The organism is Actinomycetota bacterium, assembly GCA_040881665.1.
In the GTDB taxonomy this organism is placed as follows: domain Bacteria; phylum Actinomycetota; class UBA4738; order UBA4738; family HRBIN12; genus JBBDWR01.
Window position 1 is genome coordinate 15,213 of record JBBECT010000006.1, and the last position, 16,855, is coordinate 32,067.

General features: G+C 70.9%; 18 protein-coding genes and 1 riboswitch. Of the genes, 1 reads left to right on the plus strand and 17 read right to left on the minus strand.

Translation table 11 applies throughout. The features are described from left to right. Window positions 1-3: 3 nt before the first annotated feature. Genes ribH through ribD form a run of 4 tightly spaced genes read right to left on the minus strand, consistent with a single transcriptional unit; the run spans window position 4 to window position 3,557 of the window. Complete coding sequence (gene ribH, locus WEF05_09750; protein ID MEX1102164.1) at window positions 4-477, minus strand: 6,7-dimethyl-8-ribityllumazine synthase; 474 nt, start codon at window positions 475-477, stop codon at window positions 4-6. Then, window positions 477-1,763 (minus strand): bifunctional 3,4-dihydroxy-2-butanone-4-phosphate synthase/GTP cyclohydrolase II, encoded by a 1,287-nt coding sequence (locus tag WEF05_09755; protein MEX1102165.1) that lies wholly within the window; start codon window positions 1,761-1,763, stop codon window positions 477-479. Before WEF05_09755 ends, ribH begins: the two co-directional genes overlap by 1 nt. Beyond that, window positions 1,760-2,431: a riboflavin synthase gene (locus WEF05_09760; GenBank protein MEX1102166.1), complete on the minus strand. Its 672-nt coding sequence runs from the start codon at window positions 2,429-2,431 to the stop codon at window positions 1,760-1,762. The genes WEF05_09755 and WEF05_09760 overlap by 4 nt, the downstream gene beginning before the upstream one ends. Further along, window positions 2,412-3,557, minus strand: a complete 1,146-nt coding sequence (ribD, locus tag WEF05_09765; protein ID MEX1102167.1) for a bifunctional diaminohydroxyphosphoribosylaminopyrimidine deaminase/5-amino-6-(5-phosphoribosylamino)uracil reductase RibD — start codon at window positions 3,555-3,557, stop codon at window positions 2,412-2,414. The genes WEF05_09760 and ribD overlap by 20 nt, the downstream gene beginning before the upstream one ends. Before the next feature lie 74 nt (window positions 3,558-3,631). Continuing rightward, window positions 3,632-3,763, minus strand: a riboswitch (FMN riboswitch). 117 nt (window positions 3,764-3,880) lie between these two features. On the opposite strand from ribD, the gene WEF05_09770 reads away from it, so the two are divergent. Next, window positions 3,881-4,975, plus strand: a complete 1,095-nt coding sequence (locus WEF05_09770) for a sulfite oxidase (GenBank protein MEX1102168.1) — start codon at window positions 3,881-3,883, stop codon at window positions 4,973-4,975. A 16-nt stretch (window positions 4,976-4,991) separates the two neighbouring features. Here the strand turns inward: WEF05_09770 and WEF05_09775 are convergent, their stop codons facing one another. The 13 genes from WEF05_09775 to WEF05_09835 all read right to left on the minus strand — a co-directional run bounded on the left by WEF05_09775 (window position 4,992) and on the right by WEF05_09835 (window position 16,842). Then, entirely contained in the window at window positions 4,992-5,924 is a 933-nt protein-coding gene (locus WEF05_09775; GenBank protein ID MEX1102169.1) for a response regulator, read from the minus strand. After that, window positions 5,924-6,601, minus strand: a complete 678-nt coding sequence (locus WEF05_09780) for a ribulose-phosphate 3-epimerase (GenBank protein MEX1102170.1) — start codon at window positions 6,599-6,601, stop codon at window positions 5,924-5,926. Before WEF05_09780 ends, WEF05_09775 begins: the two co-directional genes overlap by 1 nt. Window positions 6,602-6,611: 10 nt before the next feature. Then, entirely contained in the window at window positions 6,612-7,946 is a 1,335-nt protein-coding gene (locus WEF05_09785; protein MEX1102171.1) for a transcription antitermination factor NusB, read from the minus strand. After that, on the minus strand, window positions 7,943-8,911 hold the full coding sequence (fmt, locus tag WEF05_09790; GenBank protein ID MEX1102172.1) for a methionyl-tRNA formyltransferase: 969 nt from the start codon (window positions 8,909-8,911) through the stop codon (window positions 7,943-7,945). The genes WEF05_09785 and fmt overlap by 4 nt, the downstream gene beginning before the upstream one ends. A gap of 26 nt (window positions 8,912-8,937) precedes the next feature. Further along, a complete protein-coding gene (gene def, locus WEF05_09795; protein ID MEX1102173.1) occupies window positions 8,938-9,444 on the minus strand; it encodes a peptide deformylase in 507 nt (168 codons plus the stop codon). Between the two features lie 82 nt (window positions 9,445-9,526). Then, window positions 9,527-11,440 (minus strand): hypothetical protein, encoded by a 1,914-nt coding sequence (locus tag WEF05_09800; protein ID MEX1102174.1) that lies wholly within the window; start codon window positions 11,438-11,440, stop codon window positions 9,527-9,529. Beyond that, window positions 11,346-12,536 carry a methionine adenosyltransferase gene (gene metK / locus WEF05_09805; GenBank protein ID MEX1102175.1) on the minus strand — a complete coding sequence of 397 codons (1,191 nt, stop codon included), beginning with the start codon at window positions 12,534-12,536 and terminating at the stop codon, window positions 11,346-11,348. The genes WEF05_09800 and metK overlap by 95 nt, the downstream gene beginning before the upstream one ends. Before the next feature lie 61 nt (window positions 12,537-12,597). Next, window positions 12,598-13,809 carry a bifunctional phosphopantothenoylcysteine decarboxylase/phosphopantothenate--cysteine ligase CoaBC gene (gene coaBC / locus WEF05_09810; GenBank protein ID MEX1102176.1) on the minus strand — a complete coding sequence of 404 codons (1,212 nt, stop codon included), beginning with the start codon at window positions 13,807-13,809 and terminating at the stop codon, window positions 12,598-12,600. After that, window positions 13,796-14,041, minus strand: coding sequence for a DNA-directed RNA polymerase subunit omega (rpoZ, locus tag WEF05_09815; protein MEX1102177.1), 246 nt, complete (start codon window positions 14,039-14,041; stop codon window positions 13,796-13,798). The genes coaBC and rpoZ overlap by 14 nt, the downstream gene beginning before the upstream one ends. Before the next feature lie 72 nt (window positions 14,042-14,113). Beyond that, window positions 14,114-14,641 (minus strand): guanylate kinase, encoded by a 528-nt coding sequence (gene gmk / locus WEF05_09820; protein ID MEX1102178.1) that lies wholly within the window; start codon window positions 14,639-14,641, stop codon window positions 14,114-14,116. Between the two features lie 70 nt (window positions 14,642-14,711). Then, the gene (gene mihF / locus WEF05_09825; GenBank protein MEX1102179.1) at window positions 14,712-15,023 is read right to left on the minus strand and encodes an integration host factor, actinobacterial type; all 312 of its coding nucleotides are present in this window, start codon (window positions 15,021-15,023) and stop codon (window positions 14,712-14,714) included. A gap of 161 nt (window positions 15,024-15,184) precedes the next feature. Continuing rightward, a complete protein-coding gene (gene pyrF, locus WEF05_09830; GenBank protein MEX1102180.1) occupies window positions 15,185-15,868 on the minus strand; it encodes an orotidine-5'-phosphate decarboxylase in 684 nt (227 codons plus the stop codon). After that, complete coding sequence (locus tag WEF05_09835) at window positions 15,865-16,842, minus strand: dihydroorotate dehydrogenase (GenBank protein MEX1102181.1); 978 nt, start codon at window positions 16,840-16,842, stop codon at window positions 15,865-15,867. Before WEF05_09835 ends, pyrF begins: the two co-directional genes overlap by 4 nt. Between the last annotated feature and the right edge of the window lie 13 nt (window positions 16,843-16,855).

The following is a 16,855-nucleotide window of genomic DNA, read 5'->3' on the forward strand; positions in this document are numbered from 1 at the left end:
CGATCACCCTTCCTGCTTCGGGAGACGGTCCAGCAGCGACGCCGTCTCGAGGGCGGCCTGCGCGGCCTCCCATCCCTTGTTCCCGTGACGTCCCCCGGCGCGATCCGTGGCCTGCTCGAGGGTATCGGTCGTCAGGACACCGAAGATCACGGGCACTCCGGTGTCGCGCGCAGCACCGGCTATCCCGCGGGCAGCCTCTCGCGCCACGTGATCGAAGTGCGCGGTCTCTCCACGGATCACGGCCCCGATGCAGACAACGCCCTCGTAGACACCCGAACCGGCGAGCCGCCGCGCCACGAGCGGCAGCTCGAACGCGCCCGGCACCCATGCGACGTCGACGTCGTCCTCGGCCGCGCCCGATGCATGGAAGCAGCCGAGGGCCCCCTCGACCAGGGGTTCGGTTACGTGCGGGTTGAACCGGGCCGCCACGATCGCGAACCGGCGCCCACCCGTGCGCTGCTCTCCCCGATACTCCATCAGGGAACCTCCGTGACGGCTTTCGCGCCGTTGCCGGACGCTTGATCGAGGTCGCCGAGCAGGTGACCCAGCTTGTCGCGCTTGGTCCGCAGGTACTCGATGTTCTGCTCGGTCGGTCGCGTCGCCAGCGGCAGGCGCTCGGAGATCGACAGTCCGTACCCCTCGAGACCGGCGCGCTTCGACGGGTTGTTCGTCAGGAGGCGCATCGACCGCACGCCGAGATCGGCCAGGATCTGCGCGCCGATACCGTAGTCCCGAGGATCGGCCGGGAAGCCGAGGTCTTCGTTCGCCTCGACCGTGTCGCGGCCCTCCTCCTGGAGCTGGTACGCGCGCAGCTTGTGACTGAGCCCGATCGCGCGACCCTCGTGACCCCGCACGTAGAGCACCACGCCGCGGCCCTCCTCCCCGACCGCCGCAAGCGCCCGCTGCAGTTGATCGCCGCAGTCGCACCGCAACGAACCGAACACGTCGCCGGTGAGGCACTCGGAGTGAACGCGCACGAGGATGTCCTCGCCGTCGCCGATGTCGCCGAGCACCATCGCGATGTGGGTCCGGCCGTCGACCGTGCTCTCGTAGGCAGTCGCCCGGAACGCTCCGTGCTCGGTCGGGATGTTGGCCTCGGCAACCTTGCGCACGAGCTTCTCACGCGTGCGGCGGTACTCGATCAGGCCGGCGATCGAGATGATCTTGAGGTCGTGTTCGCGGGCCACCTTCACGAGCTCGGGCATCCGCGCCATCGAGCCGTCCGGGTGAAGCACCTCGCACAGCACCGCCGCCGGATACATGCCGGCGAGCACCGACAGGTCGACGCCGGCCTCCGTGTGACCCGCGCGGACCAGGACCCCTCCCTCGCGCGCCATCAGCGGGAAGATGTGGCCCGGCATGTGGATGTCCTCGGGTGCGAGCTGCTGATCGCAGATCGCGTTCACCGTCGCAGCGCGGTCGAAGGCGCTCGTCCCGGTGGTCGTCACGCCGCGGACGTCGATCGAGACGGCGAAGGCTGTTCCGTGGCTCTCGTTGTTCTTCGAAACCATCAGCGGGATCCGCAGCTCGTCGAGACGCTCGGGCGTCACCGGCATACACACGATCCCTCGTCCGTGCGTCACCATGAAGTTGATCGCCTCGGGGGTCGCCTTCTCCGCGGCCATGATGAAGTCGCCCTCGTTCTCACGATCGGCGTCGTCGACGACGATCACCATCTTGCCCGCGCGAACGTCCTCGAGAGCCTCGTCGATCGTCGAGAAGACCGATCGATCCGCGACCGGCGTACCCGTGTCCTCGTTCATCGTGTGTCCTCCATCGTCCTGTGCGGTCCGTCGGCGGATCCCGCCGCCACTGGTGCGTTCGTTCGATCCGTATCGCCGTCGTCCTGCTGAACGCCGACGTATCGGGCGACGTACTTCGCGATAACGTCGACCTCGACGTTCACCGGCGTTCCGGGTCCGGCGCTCCCGAAGGTTGTTGCCGCGAGGGTGTGCGGGATCAACGCCACCGTCAGGGAGGTGGGTCCGAGCGCGGCGACCGTCAGGCTCACGCCGTCGATCGTGATCGAGCCCTTCTCGACGACGTACCGCCGGAGCCCGGACGGCACCGAGAACGTGATCTCCGCGCCGGTTCCCTCCGATGACCGGCGGACCTGCAGCACCTCACCGACGCCGTCCACGTGGCCCTGCACGAGATGACCACCGATCCGGGTCGCAAGCGTCAGGGGCCGTTCCAGGTTGACCGGGTCTCCTCCGGTGAGCCGTCGCAGGCTCGTGCGCCGTTGCGTCTCCGCGGAGACGTCGAACGCGAGGCCCCCGTCGCCACGTTCGACCACCGTCAGGCATGTGCCGTTCACGGCGATCGAGGCTCCCACCTCAGCGTCGTCCGCCACCGTGGTGCAGGCGATCGCCAGGCGGTCGCCCTCGAACGATCGCACCTCGCCGAGCTCCTCAATGATCCCGGTGAACATGAGCCTCCACCCGCACGTCGTCGCCGATCCGATCGACCGCGTCGATCCGAAGGTCGAGGGCCTCGGTCACCGGAGCGAATCCGGTCCCTCCCAAGGCCCCCGGTGCCTCGATGCCTCCGAGCAGCTTCGGAGCCAGGTAGAGGACGACCTGGTCGATCAGTCCCGCGCTCGCGAAACCCCACGCCAACGTCGGCCCGCCCTCGAGGAGCACGCCCTGCACGTCCCGCTTCCCGAGATCTTCGAGCAGCGGTCGGAGGGCGACGAGGCCTCCCCGCTCGTCCTCGGTTCCGCGTGTCCCGTCCAGCACGAGCACCTCGGCACCGGCAGCTCGCCACGCGTCCCGCACCGAGCTCGGCGAGCGCTCCGTGGTCGCGACGAGCGTCGGCGGCGCACCGTCGAACAGCGCACCGCTCGCCGGAGTGCCGCCCGCGGCGTCCACGAGGACCCGCATGGTGGGCCTGGCGCGCGAGCCCTCGAGCTGGACCGTGAGCGACGGATCGTCGGCGAGCGCCGTTCCGGCACCGACGACGATCGCATCCGCCCACGCGCGCATCGCGTGCACGTCCCGGCGAGCCGCCTCGCCCGTGATCCACCGGGACGTCCCGTCGCGGGCGGCCACCTTGCCGTCGAGGGTCGCAGCCGCCTTCCATCGCACGATCGGAAGACCGGTGCGGACATGGTGCAGGTAGGCGCCGTTCAACCGGTCCGCCGCGCCGCGATGGGCACCCGCTCGCACCTGCACACCCGCCGTCCGAAGCCGTCGTGCGCCCCGGCCGTCCACGAGGGGGTTCGGATCCGGCGAGGCGTACTCCACCCGCGCGATGCCCGCATCGATCACGGCGGCGGTGCACGCCGGGGTCCGTCCCTGGTGATCGCAGGGCTCGAGGGTGCACACGAGGGTCGCTCCGCGCGCGCGATCTCCTGCCGCCCGGAGCGCGACGACCTCGGCGTGCGGCGTTCCGGGACCGTCGTGGAACCCGTCGCCGACGATCGCGCCGTCGCGCAGCACGACCGCCCCGACGAGCGGATTGGGCGACACGCGCCCGGATCCCCGCGCTGCGAGCTCGAGCGCGCGTGCGAACGCCGCGTCGAGGGAGGAGGTCCCGGTTGCCTGCCCCTGTTCCACGAACGACCTTTCCCGGAGCAAGGGTGGGAGCAACCACGGCCGCGAGCACTCGTGCCGAGGCACGACGCACCGGCCGACGTCTCCTCCCATCCCGACTTTCACGGTCGGTCCCGGAGTTCCACCGGGTCAGCCCTCGTGCGTGTCGCGCCGAGGGGTCGCGGACTCTCACCGCCGGTGGGGAATCGCACCCCGCCCCGAAGACGTAGCTATCTGCCAGGCAGTATACGCCTCCGTTCGAGAGGACGCTCAGGCCGGAGTCGGTCAGCCGATGACCCGCGGACATCCGGTTGACCACCGGGTCCCGGTGCTCGGATGATGGCCCGGTGAGCGGCGAGGAGACCACCGCCCCCGAGGGGATCTCGGTCGAGGAGCTGCAGCTGGCGACACGCAACCACGGGATGCCGCTCGAAGCGCTGCGCTACGACCTCACGCCGGCGGGGATGCACTACCTCCTGATCCACTACGACGTCCCCGAGGTCGACCCGGCGACGTGGTCCCTTCGGATCGACGGCGGCGTCGATCGTCCGGCGACCTTCGACCTCGCCGCACTTCGCGCGCGTCCACGCCGGACCGTCACGACGACGATGGAGTGCGCGGGCAACGGTCGGGCGCTGCTGACACCGCGTGCGATCAGTCAGCCCTGGCTCCGAGAGGCGGTCGGCACTGCTGCGTGGAGTGGCGTGCCCCTGACCGCTCTCCTCGACGAGGTGGGGGTGCGCGACGACACGGTCGAGCTCGTGTTCACCGGACTCGACCGTGGCATCGAAGGCGGGATCGAACAGGCGTACGCCCGGAGCCTGCCGGTGATGGAGTGCCGCCGTGAGGAGGTGCTCCTCGCCGACGTGATGAACGGGGCGCCTCTGCTTCCCCAGCACGGAGCACCCGTGCGGCTGCTTGTGCCCGGCTGGTACGGCATGACGAACGTGAAGTGGCTCGCGCGGATCGACGCGGTGTCCGAGCCGTTCCGCGGGTACCAACAAGAGAAGGGGTACCGGTTCCGCACGAACGAACACGACCCAGGCGACCCGGTGACACGGATCGCGCCGCGGGCGCTCGTCGAGCCCCCCGGCGTCCCCGACTTCATGACCCGCGCGCGATCGGCTCCCCCCGGCCCCACGCTCCTGCGGGGTCGCGCGTGGTCCGGACGAGGCCCGATCCGAGCCGTCGACGTCAGCACGGACGACGGCGCGACCTGGGCGACTGCCGAGCTCGGGCCGGAGATCTCACCGTGGGCGTGGCGATCGTGGCAGGCTCCGTGGAACGCGACCGAGGGCACGCACGTGATCCGTGCCAGGGCGCGGGATGCGACCGGGCGGGTCCAGCCCGATGAACCCACGTGGAACGTCGGTGGCTATGCGAACAACGCCGTGCAACGGGTACCGGTGCACGTCCAGGGCGGCATCGAAACCGCGGGGTGATCGTCCGGGCGCTGAGCTACTCGGGGGTTCGCCGGTCGACCGCGTAGGAGGAACCGGGCTCGCGCTTGGCGAACTGCTTCATCTCCGTCGCGACCGAGACGGCGTTCGCGTAGTGTTCGAAACCCCGTTTCGCCGTCGTGGCGACGCCGACGGAGATCGCGACGAGCGGGATCTCCTGCAGGACTCCCTTGCGATCCTCCATCTTCACGAACCCGCGCTCGAGGTCCTCGGGCTCGTAGAACTCGATCCGATGCTCGTCGAAGCGAGCCGTGATGCGTTTCGCGGCCTCCTCGGCCACCTCCGGTGGTACGACCGCGACGAAATCGTCGCCACCGACGTGCCCGACGAACCCTTCGGAGGCCCCGTACTCGGCGACGGCGTCCTGGATGATGCGCGCCGTGGTCTGGATCAACCGGTCACCGCGAACGAACCCCTTCTGGTCGTTGTAGGTCTTGAAGTTGTCCAGGTCGCAATACAGGACGGCGAACGGGGTCCCGTTGCCGACCATGCGCTCGATCTCCTCCTGGATGCGGATGTTGCCGGGAAGGCCGGTGAGCGGCGAGAGGTTCCGCATCTCCTTCGCGCGGCGCAGGGTGCCCTTCACGCGCGCGAGCAGTTCGATCGGGTCGAACGGCTTGATGATGTAGTCGTCGGCGCCGGCGGTCAGCCCCAACACCTTGTCGGTCGACAGCGCCTTCGCGGTGAGCATGATGATGCTGGTGTTCGAGGTCTTCGGGTTCTTCCGCAACCGCTGCGCGACCTCGAAGCCGTCGATCCGGGGCATCATCACGTCGAGGAGGACCAGGTCGGGGTGGAGCTCGTCGGCCTTCGACAGGGCCTCTTCCCCATCGCCGGCGACCGAGACGTCGTAGCCGGCCGAGCGGAGGTTGACCTCGACGAACCGTGCGATGTCCGGATCGTCGTCGACGACGAGGATCGTCTCGGGCATCAGGCCGCCCTCCTTCCACCCTGTGCGATCGCCGCGAGGCGTCCCGCGGCGTCCGCGATATCCGGTTGGCCGAACACTCCCGACGCCGCGATCAACACGTTCGCTCCCGCGTCGACGGCGCGCTGCGCGTTCGCGATCTTCACGCCCCCGTCGATCTCGAGATCCACGTCGAGACCCTGGCGATCGATCTCGGCGCGTGCCGACTCGAGCCGCGGGTACACCTCCTCGTTGAGCGTCTGCCCCGACCAGCCGGGTCGGATGCTCATCAGCATCAGGTCGTCGATCCGTTCCAGGTGCGGCGCGACCTCGTCGACCGGGGTCTCGAGGTTGAGGGTGAGACCGACGCCGAGTCCGGCGTCCCGGGCCTTGCCGATCGCGGAACCGGGGTCGCCGACCGCCTCGACGTGGAACGACACCATGTCGAGCCCCGCTTCGCGGAGTTCGTCGAAGAAGCTCTCGGGGGCGTCAACCATGAGATGGCCGTGCAGCACCCGCTCGGTCACGGGGCGCAGCGAGGCCACCACGACCGCCCCGAGGGCGATCGGGGGCACGAAATGCCCGTCCATGATGTCCACGTGGACTACCTCGGCGTACGGTTCCACGAGCTTGACCTGGTCGGCCAGGTACGCGAGATCCGCTCCGAGGATCGACGCTGAGAGCTTGCCGCTCGTGCTCACGAGGCCAATCCTACCGGGGCGAACCCCCCTCGCCGGGAGGCCCGCCCCCCCTCGGCGGAGACCGCCCTTTCGTGAACCCGGCGAGGAACATCCCGTCTGTGCCGTGCAGGTGCGGCCAGAGCCGGATCCGTTCGCTCGGCCCGTCGGGGCCGTCGATCGCCGTCGGAACCAGGTCCGGACGGGCGCGCACGAGGGCGTCGCACACGGCCACCGTCTCGGCCCGGGGGAAGGTGCAGACCGAGTACACGAGCCGTCCTCCCGGGCGCAGCAGGTCCGCGACGGCGGTCGCGATCGCTACCTGGAGCCGCGCGAGCTCGGACAAGCGCCCCTCGTCCGGACGCCACAGCAGCTCGGGTCGCCTGCGCGCCGAGCCGATCCCCGTGCACGGAGCGTCGACGAGGACCCGGTCGAAGGTGCCCGGGCGCAGGGCCGGGCGCCGAGCGTCCTGGACGAGCGGCGATGCGTCGGTCCGCAGACGACGAAGGGCCCCCGCCGCCAGCAGCGCCCTCCCGACGCCGACGTCCGCGGCGACCAGATGCCCGTCCGGGGCGACCGCGCACGCGAGGATCCCCGCCTTGCCCCCGGGACCCGCGCACGCATCGAGCACGCGCTCCCCCGCGAGCGCGCCGACCGCGTGTCCGACGAACGCCGACGCCTGGTCCTGGACCGCGAAGGCTCCGCGCGCGTACCCGGGAAGGTCCTCAACGGCGCTTCCCTCGACGAGGAGGCAGTCGGGCGCGATGACTCCCCGACGAGGATCCAGACCCGCCTCTCGGAACGACGCCTCGAGCTCCTCGACGTTCGCGACGCACGGGTTCGCGCGGACGCACAGCGGAGCGCGCTCGGCGAATGCGCCGGCGGCCCGCTCCAGGTCGCCGTCGCCGACGAGATTCCGCAGCTCGCCGACGATCCACGGGCTCATGCCCGCGCGGATCCCGATCGCGTCGTTGCCGTCCCCCTCGGGCAGCGGCGGAGGGTCGGCCGCGAGCGCCCGCAGGATCGCGTTCACGTAGCCGCGCTCCCGACCCGTGGCGAGCGAGACCGTCTCGCCCACGGCCGCGTGCGGAGGGATGCGCAGCTCCAACAACTGGTAGGTCCCGAGGCGAAGAAGCGTCCGGGCACGCTCGCTCATCCGAGGGACCGGACGGTCCGCGTCCCGTCCGATCGCGTGGTCGATCCGGCGCAGACGGCGGAGCGTTCCGTAGGTCAGCTCGGTGGCAAGATCGCGGTCGCGACGATCGAGCGCCGTGGCGCGCAAGGCCGACCGCAACGCCAGGTTCGAGTACGCGCCGCGCTCGCAGACGTCGCCGATCACCTGCGCGGCGATCCCTCGGGCCGTGCTCATCCCAGGCGTTCGCCGGCCTCGATCCGGGCGCCGCGCGCGAACGCCGCTCCGTCCATCCGGCCACGGCCCTCCGGTCCGACCTCCAGGAGCGCGACCGATCCGCTCCCCGTCGCCACGAGGGGCGTCGCGTCGGCTCCCGGGACGATCGTGCCCGGCGCGTCCGGGGCGTCCTGCGCGCCCGGGGGCGGGGCGTCCGCGTCGATCGCCGCGGCCCGGAACACCTTGAGACCCTTCCCACGGAACCTCGTGGTGGCCGCGGGTGCCGGGGACAGGGCCCGGACGCGCCGAACGAGCTCGCGCGCGGCGCCCGACCAGTCCACGACCCGGTCGGCGGGTCCGAGCTTCGGAGCCCAGGTCGCCTTCGTCGGATCCTGGATCCGCGGGGAGAGGGCATCGCGTGCCGCGGCATCCAGGGTCTGGACCAGCAGCTCGCCGCCGGCCGCCGCGAGCCGGAGTCCTAGGGCTCCCGCATCTTCGTCGGACCCGATCACGATCGGCCGCTGCAGAAGGATCGGGCCCGTGTCGAGTCCCTCGTCCATCCGCATCGTCGTCACGCCGGTCTCGTCCAGGCCGGCCAGCAACGCATGCTGGACCGGAGCGGCGCCGCGCAGTGCGGGCAACAGCGAGAAGTGCAGGTTCACGGCACCCCGCGGCGCCAGGCCGAGCAGCTCCCCGGTGAGCAGCTCTCCGAAGGCGACCACGACGAGGACGTCCGGTGCCGCCTCTCGCACCCGCTGCGTCCCTCCGCCGTCACGGATCGTCGCCGTCTCCAGCAGCGGCCGGCCCGCCACGTGCGCGGCGTCGGCGACCGCTGTAGGACGCAGCTTCGATCCGCGCCCCGCTGGACGAGGGGCCGCCGTGACCACCAGAGCGATCTCGTGGGCCGATGCGTCGATCGCGGCGAGCGCGGGCACCGACCAGGGATCGTTCCCGAGGAACACGACGCGGAGCGGGGCTTGGTCCACGACGCGGACGATACCCCCGTCGGGACTCAGGCCTCCGACGTTCTCGCCGCGCGCTGCAGCTCGAGCTGGCGGAGCTGGCGCATGACGTCCTTGCGACCCGCGTCGTCCAAACGGTCGATGTAGAGGAGCCCGTCGAGGTGATCGGTCTCGTGCTGGAAGATGCGGGCGAGCAACCCCTCGGCGACGACCTCGACATCTCGCCCCTTGAGGTCGTGTCCCCGGATCCTCGCGCGGGCCGCGCGCCGCGTGGGGTGGAACGGCCCGGGGATCGACAGGCACCCTTCGTCCTGGACCAACTCGCCCTCGAGGTCCTCGACCACCGCGTTCGCGAGGAAGCCCCGATTGCCCGCGCCGTCGTCGTAGACGAAGAACCGGCTCGCGATACCGACCTGCGGTGCGGCCAGTCCGACGCCCGGTGCGTCCTCCATCGTCTCGAACATGTCGTCGACGAGCCGTCGCAACGAGCGGTCGAAGCGCTCGACCGGCCGGGTCGCCTCGCGCAGGACGGGATCCCCCAGCGTTCGGATCGACATCAGCGACATCGTCTCTGCGGCTCCTCTCCCGTCCGCGTCGTCGCGCGGTCCCGGCGTGTTCGCTCGACCCGTTCGTGCGTGATCACAGGTGCGGCTCGGCTTCGACCCGCTCGAGCACCCCGCTCGCCGCGAGCTCGCGGGCACGCGCACCGAAGCGTGCGATCGCGTCCGGCTCGAGCGCGAGCAAGCATATCGCCTGTTCCCCCTGCCTCGAAGCGAGGAACGTGATCGGTGCGAGGGCTTCCAATGCGGCCGGCAGCTCGTCGGACCCGACGACGCGGAAGACCGCGGCCCCGACCGGGAACCCCCCCTCGGCGCGCCGGGCTCGCTCCGCGCGATGGAACCGTTCCGGCGTTCCCTGTACGAGCGATTGCACCGCGGGATCGTTCGGTCGCGACGACTGCACGATCACTCGTCCGCCCTGCGGCGCAGCCCACGCGGCCACCTCGGTCCATGTGGTGAGCGCGCGTTCGAGTGCGGAGATGCCCGGCCTGCGCGAGGCCAGGTCGGCGTCGAGGATGCCGACGAGGTCGAGCCCGAGCGGACCCACGTCCTTCACCGACTCGGGGCCGCCGACCACGACCTGGTCGCCGCCGGCGAGGGACGCGAGGGCCGAGGGGTCCGCCGAGGCCGATCGGACCGGAACGCGCGCCGCACGCCCTGCCCATTCCTCGACGTGCTCCGCGCCGCCACGCCGCAGTCCGAAGCTCTTCGCCCCGCACGATGCACACTCGCCGTCGCGTCCACACACGACGCAGCGCACCCGTCCTTGCTCCGCGCGCAGCACGCCTCCGCATGTCGCGCAGGCGGCGGGCTCGTGGCAGGCGCGACAGACCTGGGCGATCCCGTACCCGGGCAACGGCGCGTACAGGAACGCGCGCCGCGACGAGCGCAGCGACGCGGTCAACCGCGGGGCCCGGGCCTCCGGTCCGGGGCGCACCACCTCGACCGGTGGCCACCGGCGCTGCGAGGGCTCCACCCGGACGGCCTCGAGCACCGCGGTTTCGACCGACGGGGCGAGCGCCGACACGAGGCACGCGGCACCCTCGAGTTCGGCGCGCGCGAGGGCGACGTCTCGGACGTGGTAGTAAGGGGAGCGATCCTCACGATGCGCAGGATGGGACTCGCGCGCGACGGCGACGAGTCCCAACCTCGGCAAGGGCGCGAAGATCGCCGGGCGCGTACCGACCACCACGTCGTAGCGACCCGCGGCGATCTCGAGCCATCGCCGGTACCGCATCCGCTTGGACCCCCCGGCGAACAGTGCGGCACGCTCGCCGAACGCTTCGAGCACCGCCGTCGCCGTGAAGGGAACCGGATCGGCCTCGGGCACGAGCACGATCGCCCGTCGGCCACCCGCGAGTGTTCGGCCCACGGCGTCGACCACGATCGTGGCCTCGTCCGCGGGCGTGGGGCGCACGACGAACGCCCCACGGTGCTCGTCGAGCCCGGTCCGAACCCTCGCTCCTTCCCGGTAGGCGTCCCAGGGTCCCGCCGGGGGGGTCGGTGGCAGGTCCGTCCCGCGATCGGTCGCCACGAGGCCGGTCCACTCCTGTTCCTCGGACACGACGCGCGGCGGGGTCAACCGGCCGAGCACCGACGCGAGCGGAGCGACGTACCGCTGCGAGATCCATCGCGCGAGTTCGAGCAGATGCTCGTCGAACATGCGAACCGGAGAAACGCGCGCGCGAACCGGAAGCACGCGCTTGCCGAGCTCCCCCGCCGGGCCGAGGACCCAGCCTCGGACCTTCCGTCCGTGGAACGCGACCTCGACGAGGCTCCCGAGGCCCGCCTCGAGATCGGCGTTCAGCTCGTAGGTGAAGGGACGGTCGAGGGCGAGCAGGGGTCGGTCGACGCAGACCGCGACGGGTCCCGAAAGGATCGGCGGCTCGGGCGAGGGGTCAGCCGAGCGCGCGACGGAGGTCGTCGGCGCGATCGGTCGCCTCCCAGGGGAACTCCTTACGACCGAAGTGCCCGTAGGCCGCCGTGTCGAGATAGATCGGGCGGCGCAGGTCGAGGTCGCGGATGATCGCCGCGGGCCGGAAGTCGAACAGGTCCCACACCACGTCGACGAGCTTCGCCGGGTCGGTGGTCTCGGTGCCGAACGTGTCGATCGCGAGCGAGACGGGGTGTGCGGTGCCGATCGCGTACGCGACCTGGATCTGCACGCGTTCGGCCGTGCCGGCGGCCACGAGGTTCTTCGCCACGTACCGGGCCATGTACGCCGCCGAGCGATCGACCTTCGTCGGGTCTTTGCCCGAGAAGCAGCCGCCGCCGTGCGGCGCCATCCCTCCGTAGGTGTCGACGATGATCTTGCGTCCGGTGAGCCCGGTGTCGGCCTTCGGTCCGCCGATCTCGAACCGGCCGGTCGGGTTCACGAGGACACGGACGTCCTCGGAGTCGAGCTCGGGGAACTCCTTCAGCACGGGCTCGACCACCTCGCTCTCGACATCGGGAGCGAGCAGGGTCTCGACGTCGACCTCCTCGCGGTGCTGCGTAGAGATCAAGACAGTGTCGACCTTCGTGGGGCGACCGCCCTCATAGGAGATCGAGACCTGGCTCTTCCCGTCCGGTCGGAGATACGGAACGACGCCCGCTTTGCGGACGTCGGCAAGGCGCTTGGTGAGCCGATGAGCCATCGCGATCGGCACCGGCATCAACTCCTCGGTGTCGCGGCACGCGTAGCCGAACATCATGCCTTGGTCGCCCGCACCGAGCGTGTCGAGCTCGTCGGTTGAGTGCTCCTCGCGATGCTCGAGCGCGTCGTCGACGCCGCGCGCGATGTCGGGCGACTGCTCTTGGATCGACGTCACGACCCCGCATGTCTCGCCGTCGAGGCCGAACTTCGCGTCCGTGTAACCGACCTCGGACACGGTCCGGCGCACGATCGCAGGGATGTCGATGTACTCCGACGTGCTGATCTCGCCGGCCACCATCACGAGTCCGGTGGTGACGAGCGTTTCGCACGCGACGCGGCCGACCGGGTCGACGGTCAGGATCGCGTCGAGAACCGCATCGGAGAGCTGGTCGGCGAGCTTGTCCGGGTGGCCTTCGGTGACCGATTCGGAGGAGAACAGGTAGCCCTTGGACATGGCGCGGAGTATATCGGCCCGGACCGTCGCCGCCGCGACCGCGCGACCGGACCCGCTCACTTCAGCCGTACAGCGCGTCGAGCCGATCGCAGATCGCGGTCGCGAGCTCGCGCTTCGACCACGTGCGCAGCGGCGTCGCGTCCCCCGTCCTCTGGACGAGCATCGCGTCGTTCGTACTCGAACCGAAGCCGGTGCCCTCCCGCCCGACCTCGTTCACGACGATGAGGTCGAGCTTCTTCTTCTCCAGCTTCTGCCGGCCGGTCGTTTCGAGGGCGTCGGTGTCGGTCTCCGCGGCGAAGCCGACGAGCACCTGCGCCTCCTTGCGCTCTCCCAGCTCGGCGAGGATGTCGGTGGTGGGCACGAGCTCCAGATCGGGAACCCCGCCGTCCTTCCTCAGCTTGTCGTCGGCGGCCTGCGACGGCCGGAAGTCGGCGACCGCGGCCGCCATCACGACCGCGTCCATCGCATCGAACTCGGCGAGCACCGCGTCACGCATCTGCGCGGAGGTCTCGACGGGGATCACGCGGATGCCGGCCGGTGGAGCGACGGTCCCGGGGCCGAGCACGAGGGTCACCTCGGCACCCCGGGCGGCGGCCTCGCGTGCGACCTCGATCCCCATCAACCCGCTCGATCGGTTCCCGATGTAGCGGACGGGATCGATCGGCTCGTGGGTGGGTCCCGCGGTGACCAGGATCCTCCATTCGTCCAGGTCACCGCGAAGTCCCAGCGCCGCTTCGCTCGCGCGCACGATGTCCTCGGGCTCGGCGAGACGGCCCTGCCCCTCGTCCCCGGCCGCCAGCGATCCGTATGCGGGACCGACGATCGTCGCCCCTCTCGCCTCGAGGGAACGGACGTTGTCCTGGGTCGGCGGTGCCTGCCACATCCCGGTGTGCATCGCGGGAGCGAGGATGAGGGGACGGCCGGAGGCCTCGAGCAGCGTCGAGCTCAACAGATCGTCGGCGAGCCCGAGGGCGAGCTTCGCGAGGATGTTCGCGGTCGCCGGGGCCACCACGATCAGGTCGGCCTCCCGTGCCAGCTCCACATGGGCCACGCGGCCGGGCTCGTCCCAGAGCGAGGTGTGCACGGGGTTGCCGGTGAGGGCGGCGAAGGTGTCCGCACCGATGAAACGCGTCGCGTTGTCGGTCATCGCGACCGTCACGTCGGCGCCCGCAGCGGCGAGCAAGCGCGCGAGGTGCGCGGCTTTGTAGGCGGCGATCCCGCCCGTCACGCCGAGCAGGACTCGGCGTCCGGCGAGGGGGCTACTTGGTGACAACCTCGTCGGGGCGCTCGGCGCTGATCTTCGCCTCGGCGACCTCTTCGAGGGCCAGGCTGAGCGGCTTGTTCCGCAGTCCGGTCTCGACGAGCGGCGGCACGAACTCGCCGCGGCCCTCGCCGAGCTGGCTGTAGTAGTTGTTGATCTCCCGGGCGCGCTTGGCGGACACGATCACCAGGGAGTACTTCGAGTCCACACGGGCAAGCAGGTCGTCGATCTTCGGCTCGATCATTCCGGGATGCCTCCAGGCTCCTCCGCCGCGCGTCCGGGCGGGTGGTCGGGTGGGACCGGCATCGACCGGACCTCAGTCTCGGCCACGCCGTTCCTTGAGTATAGCCGCGACCTGGGTTGTTGCCCGCTCCAGGTCGTCGTTGACCACGGTCTCGTCTTGGAGCCCCTCCGCTTCGGCGATCTCACGGTCGGCCTCGGCGAGGCGCCGCACGATCTCCTCCTCGTGCTCGGTGCCCCGGGTCTCGAGCCGCCTGCGCAGAACCTCCCGCATCCGGCTGCGGTCGGGCGGGGCGAGGAAGAGGAGGAAGGCGTCCGGAGACGCCGCGCGCACCTGCCGGGCTCCCTGGACGTCGATCTCGAGCACGACGTCCTTGCCCTCGGCGCGGGCCCGGACCACGGGCTCGGCCGGGGTCCCGTAGAGGTGCCCGAACACCTCCGCCCATTCGAGCAGCCCGCCGTCATCGATCAGCTTCCGGAACCGTTCGTCGGAGACGAACCGGTAGTCCCGGCCGTCGACCTCTCCCGGGCGGGGCCGGCGGGTCGTCGCCGACACCGAAAGGAACAGCGCCCCCGGGTTCGACGAGAGGAGACGCGCGATCACGCTCCCTTTGCCGACCCCGGAGGGGCCGAAGATGACGTAGAGACCGCCGGTGCGGTTCAGCGGCCCGTGACTACTTGGCGAACTTCAGGAGCAGCTGCTCGCGCTGCTTGGCCCCGAGGCCCCGAACACGACGGCTCGCGGAGATGTCGAGCTCCTCCATGATCTTCGTTGCCCGGACCTTCCCCACGCCGGGCAGCGACTCGAGCACGTTCGAAACCTTCATCTTGCCGACGATATCGTCGGCGGAACGACCCAGGAGCGCGTCGAGCGAGAGCTTGCCGGACTTCAGCTGCGCCTTGATCTCCGCGCGCTTCTTGCGCGCTTCGGCAGCTTTCGCCAGCGCCTGCTTACGCTGCTCCTCGGTGAGCTGGGGCAGGGGCATGTAGGTGCCTCCTTCGTCTCGGGGTTGAGGACCTGGGGAGTATACGCACGGCGGGGAACCGGAGCAAAGAGAACATGCGCCGTGACCTGTGGTTTCCCTTCGACCCTCCACCTACTCCTGAGGGGGAGGTCCGTCCGCGGGGCGGCGAGGCGAAGGGTCGGTCAGCGCACCGACGCCACGATCGCGCGCGCGGCGCCGGCCGGATCGCTCGCGCCGGTGATCGGTCGTCCGACGACGAGGTAGTCCGCGCCCGCTTCGACGGCCTCCTCCGGCGTCAGGATCCGTACCTGGTCGTCGCCGTTGGATCCCGACGGCCGGATCCCGGGGACGACGAGCACGAACGCCTCCCCGACCACCTCGCGGACCGCCGCGACGTCCGGACCCGACACGACACATGCCGCCGCACCCGCCGCTTTCGCTTCGAAGGCAAGAGATGCGGGCGAGGCAAGGTCCTCACCGGACATGCTCGACAGCACGGTCACGGCCGTAACGAGCGGTGGGGAAACGCGCGCGTCTCGCGCTCCCTGTTCTGCGCCGCGTACCGCCGCGGCGATCATCCGCTCACCGCCGAGCGCGTGCACGGTGAGCATCAACACCCCGAGCTTCGCGGCGTTGCGCGCAGCGGCTTCGACGGTGTTCGGGATGTCGTGCAGCTTCAGGTCCAGGAACACGGGCGCGTGTTGCCCGACGCGACGGACCGCCTCCGGACCGTGCGCCGAGAACAACTCGAGCCCGACCTTCACCGCGCCGACGTTCGGCGCGAGGTCGCGGGCGAGGTTCTCCGCAGCCTCGATGTCCGACACGTCCAGCGCAGGGATCAGGGGGTTGTCTGGACGCGGGATCACGCGGATCCCCCGCTCTCGAACCGCGAGGGGGCGTCGGGACGCACAGCCGGCGCACGCATGCGTCCCCGGATGTCGCTGGGCGAGACGAGACCTTTGCCGCGCAGGTAGTCGGCGAGCCCGGAGGCCACCCGGCCGGCCGCGGCGGGATCGGTCAGCATCGCCGTTCCCACCTGGACCGCCCAGGCGCCCGCCAGCAGCAGTTCGGCGGCATCGCGACCGGTCCAGACGCCGCCGACGCCCATGATCGGGAGCTCGGGAAGCGCGCTCGCGACCTCGTGCACCGCCCGAAGCGCCAGCGGGCGCACGGCGGGACCCGAGAGGAACCCCTCGACCGCACCGAGCGAGCTCGCGAGTTCGTCCGCATCGACGGCCATGCCGGGAACGCCGTCGATCAGGGTGACCCCGTGGACCCCTGCGCGGGCACACGCTCCGGCGACGTCCACGAGACCGACCGGCATCGCCGGCAGTTTCGCGAACACGGGCACACCGGCACGCCGGGCGACGGCGCCCGTGACCTCCGCACACCGTTCCGGCCGGGCCGTGAACGCCTGGCCGTCGAGCTCCTCGTCCGGTCCGGCGAGGTAGACCTCGACCGCCACGACGCCGGGAGCCCCGTCGAGCATCGCCGTGACACGGACGTACTCCTCGACGGAGCCGCCCGCCACCGACACGATCACGGGGAGCCCGAGGCTGGCCATGTGCAGGAGATCGTCGGCCACGAACGCATCCGCGCCGGGGTTCTGGAGTCCGACCATCGACAGCAGCCCCGACGGTGTCTCCGCCGCCCGCGGCGAGGGCGCTCCTTTCCGGGGGCTCGCCGTCACCGTGCGGGACACGACACCGCCGAGTCCCCGCGCCTCGAACAGATCGCCGAGCTCGCGCCCCGACCCGAAGCATCCGGACGCCACCAACACGGCGCCCGGAAGCACCAGCCCGTTGAGATCCACGGCGAGATCGACGTCCTTCACGGCCATCGCCGCGACCTCC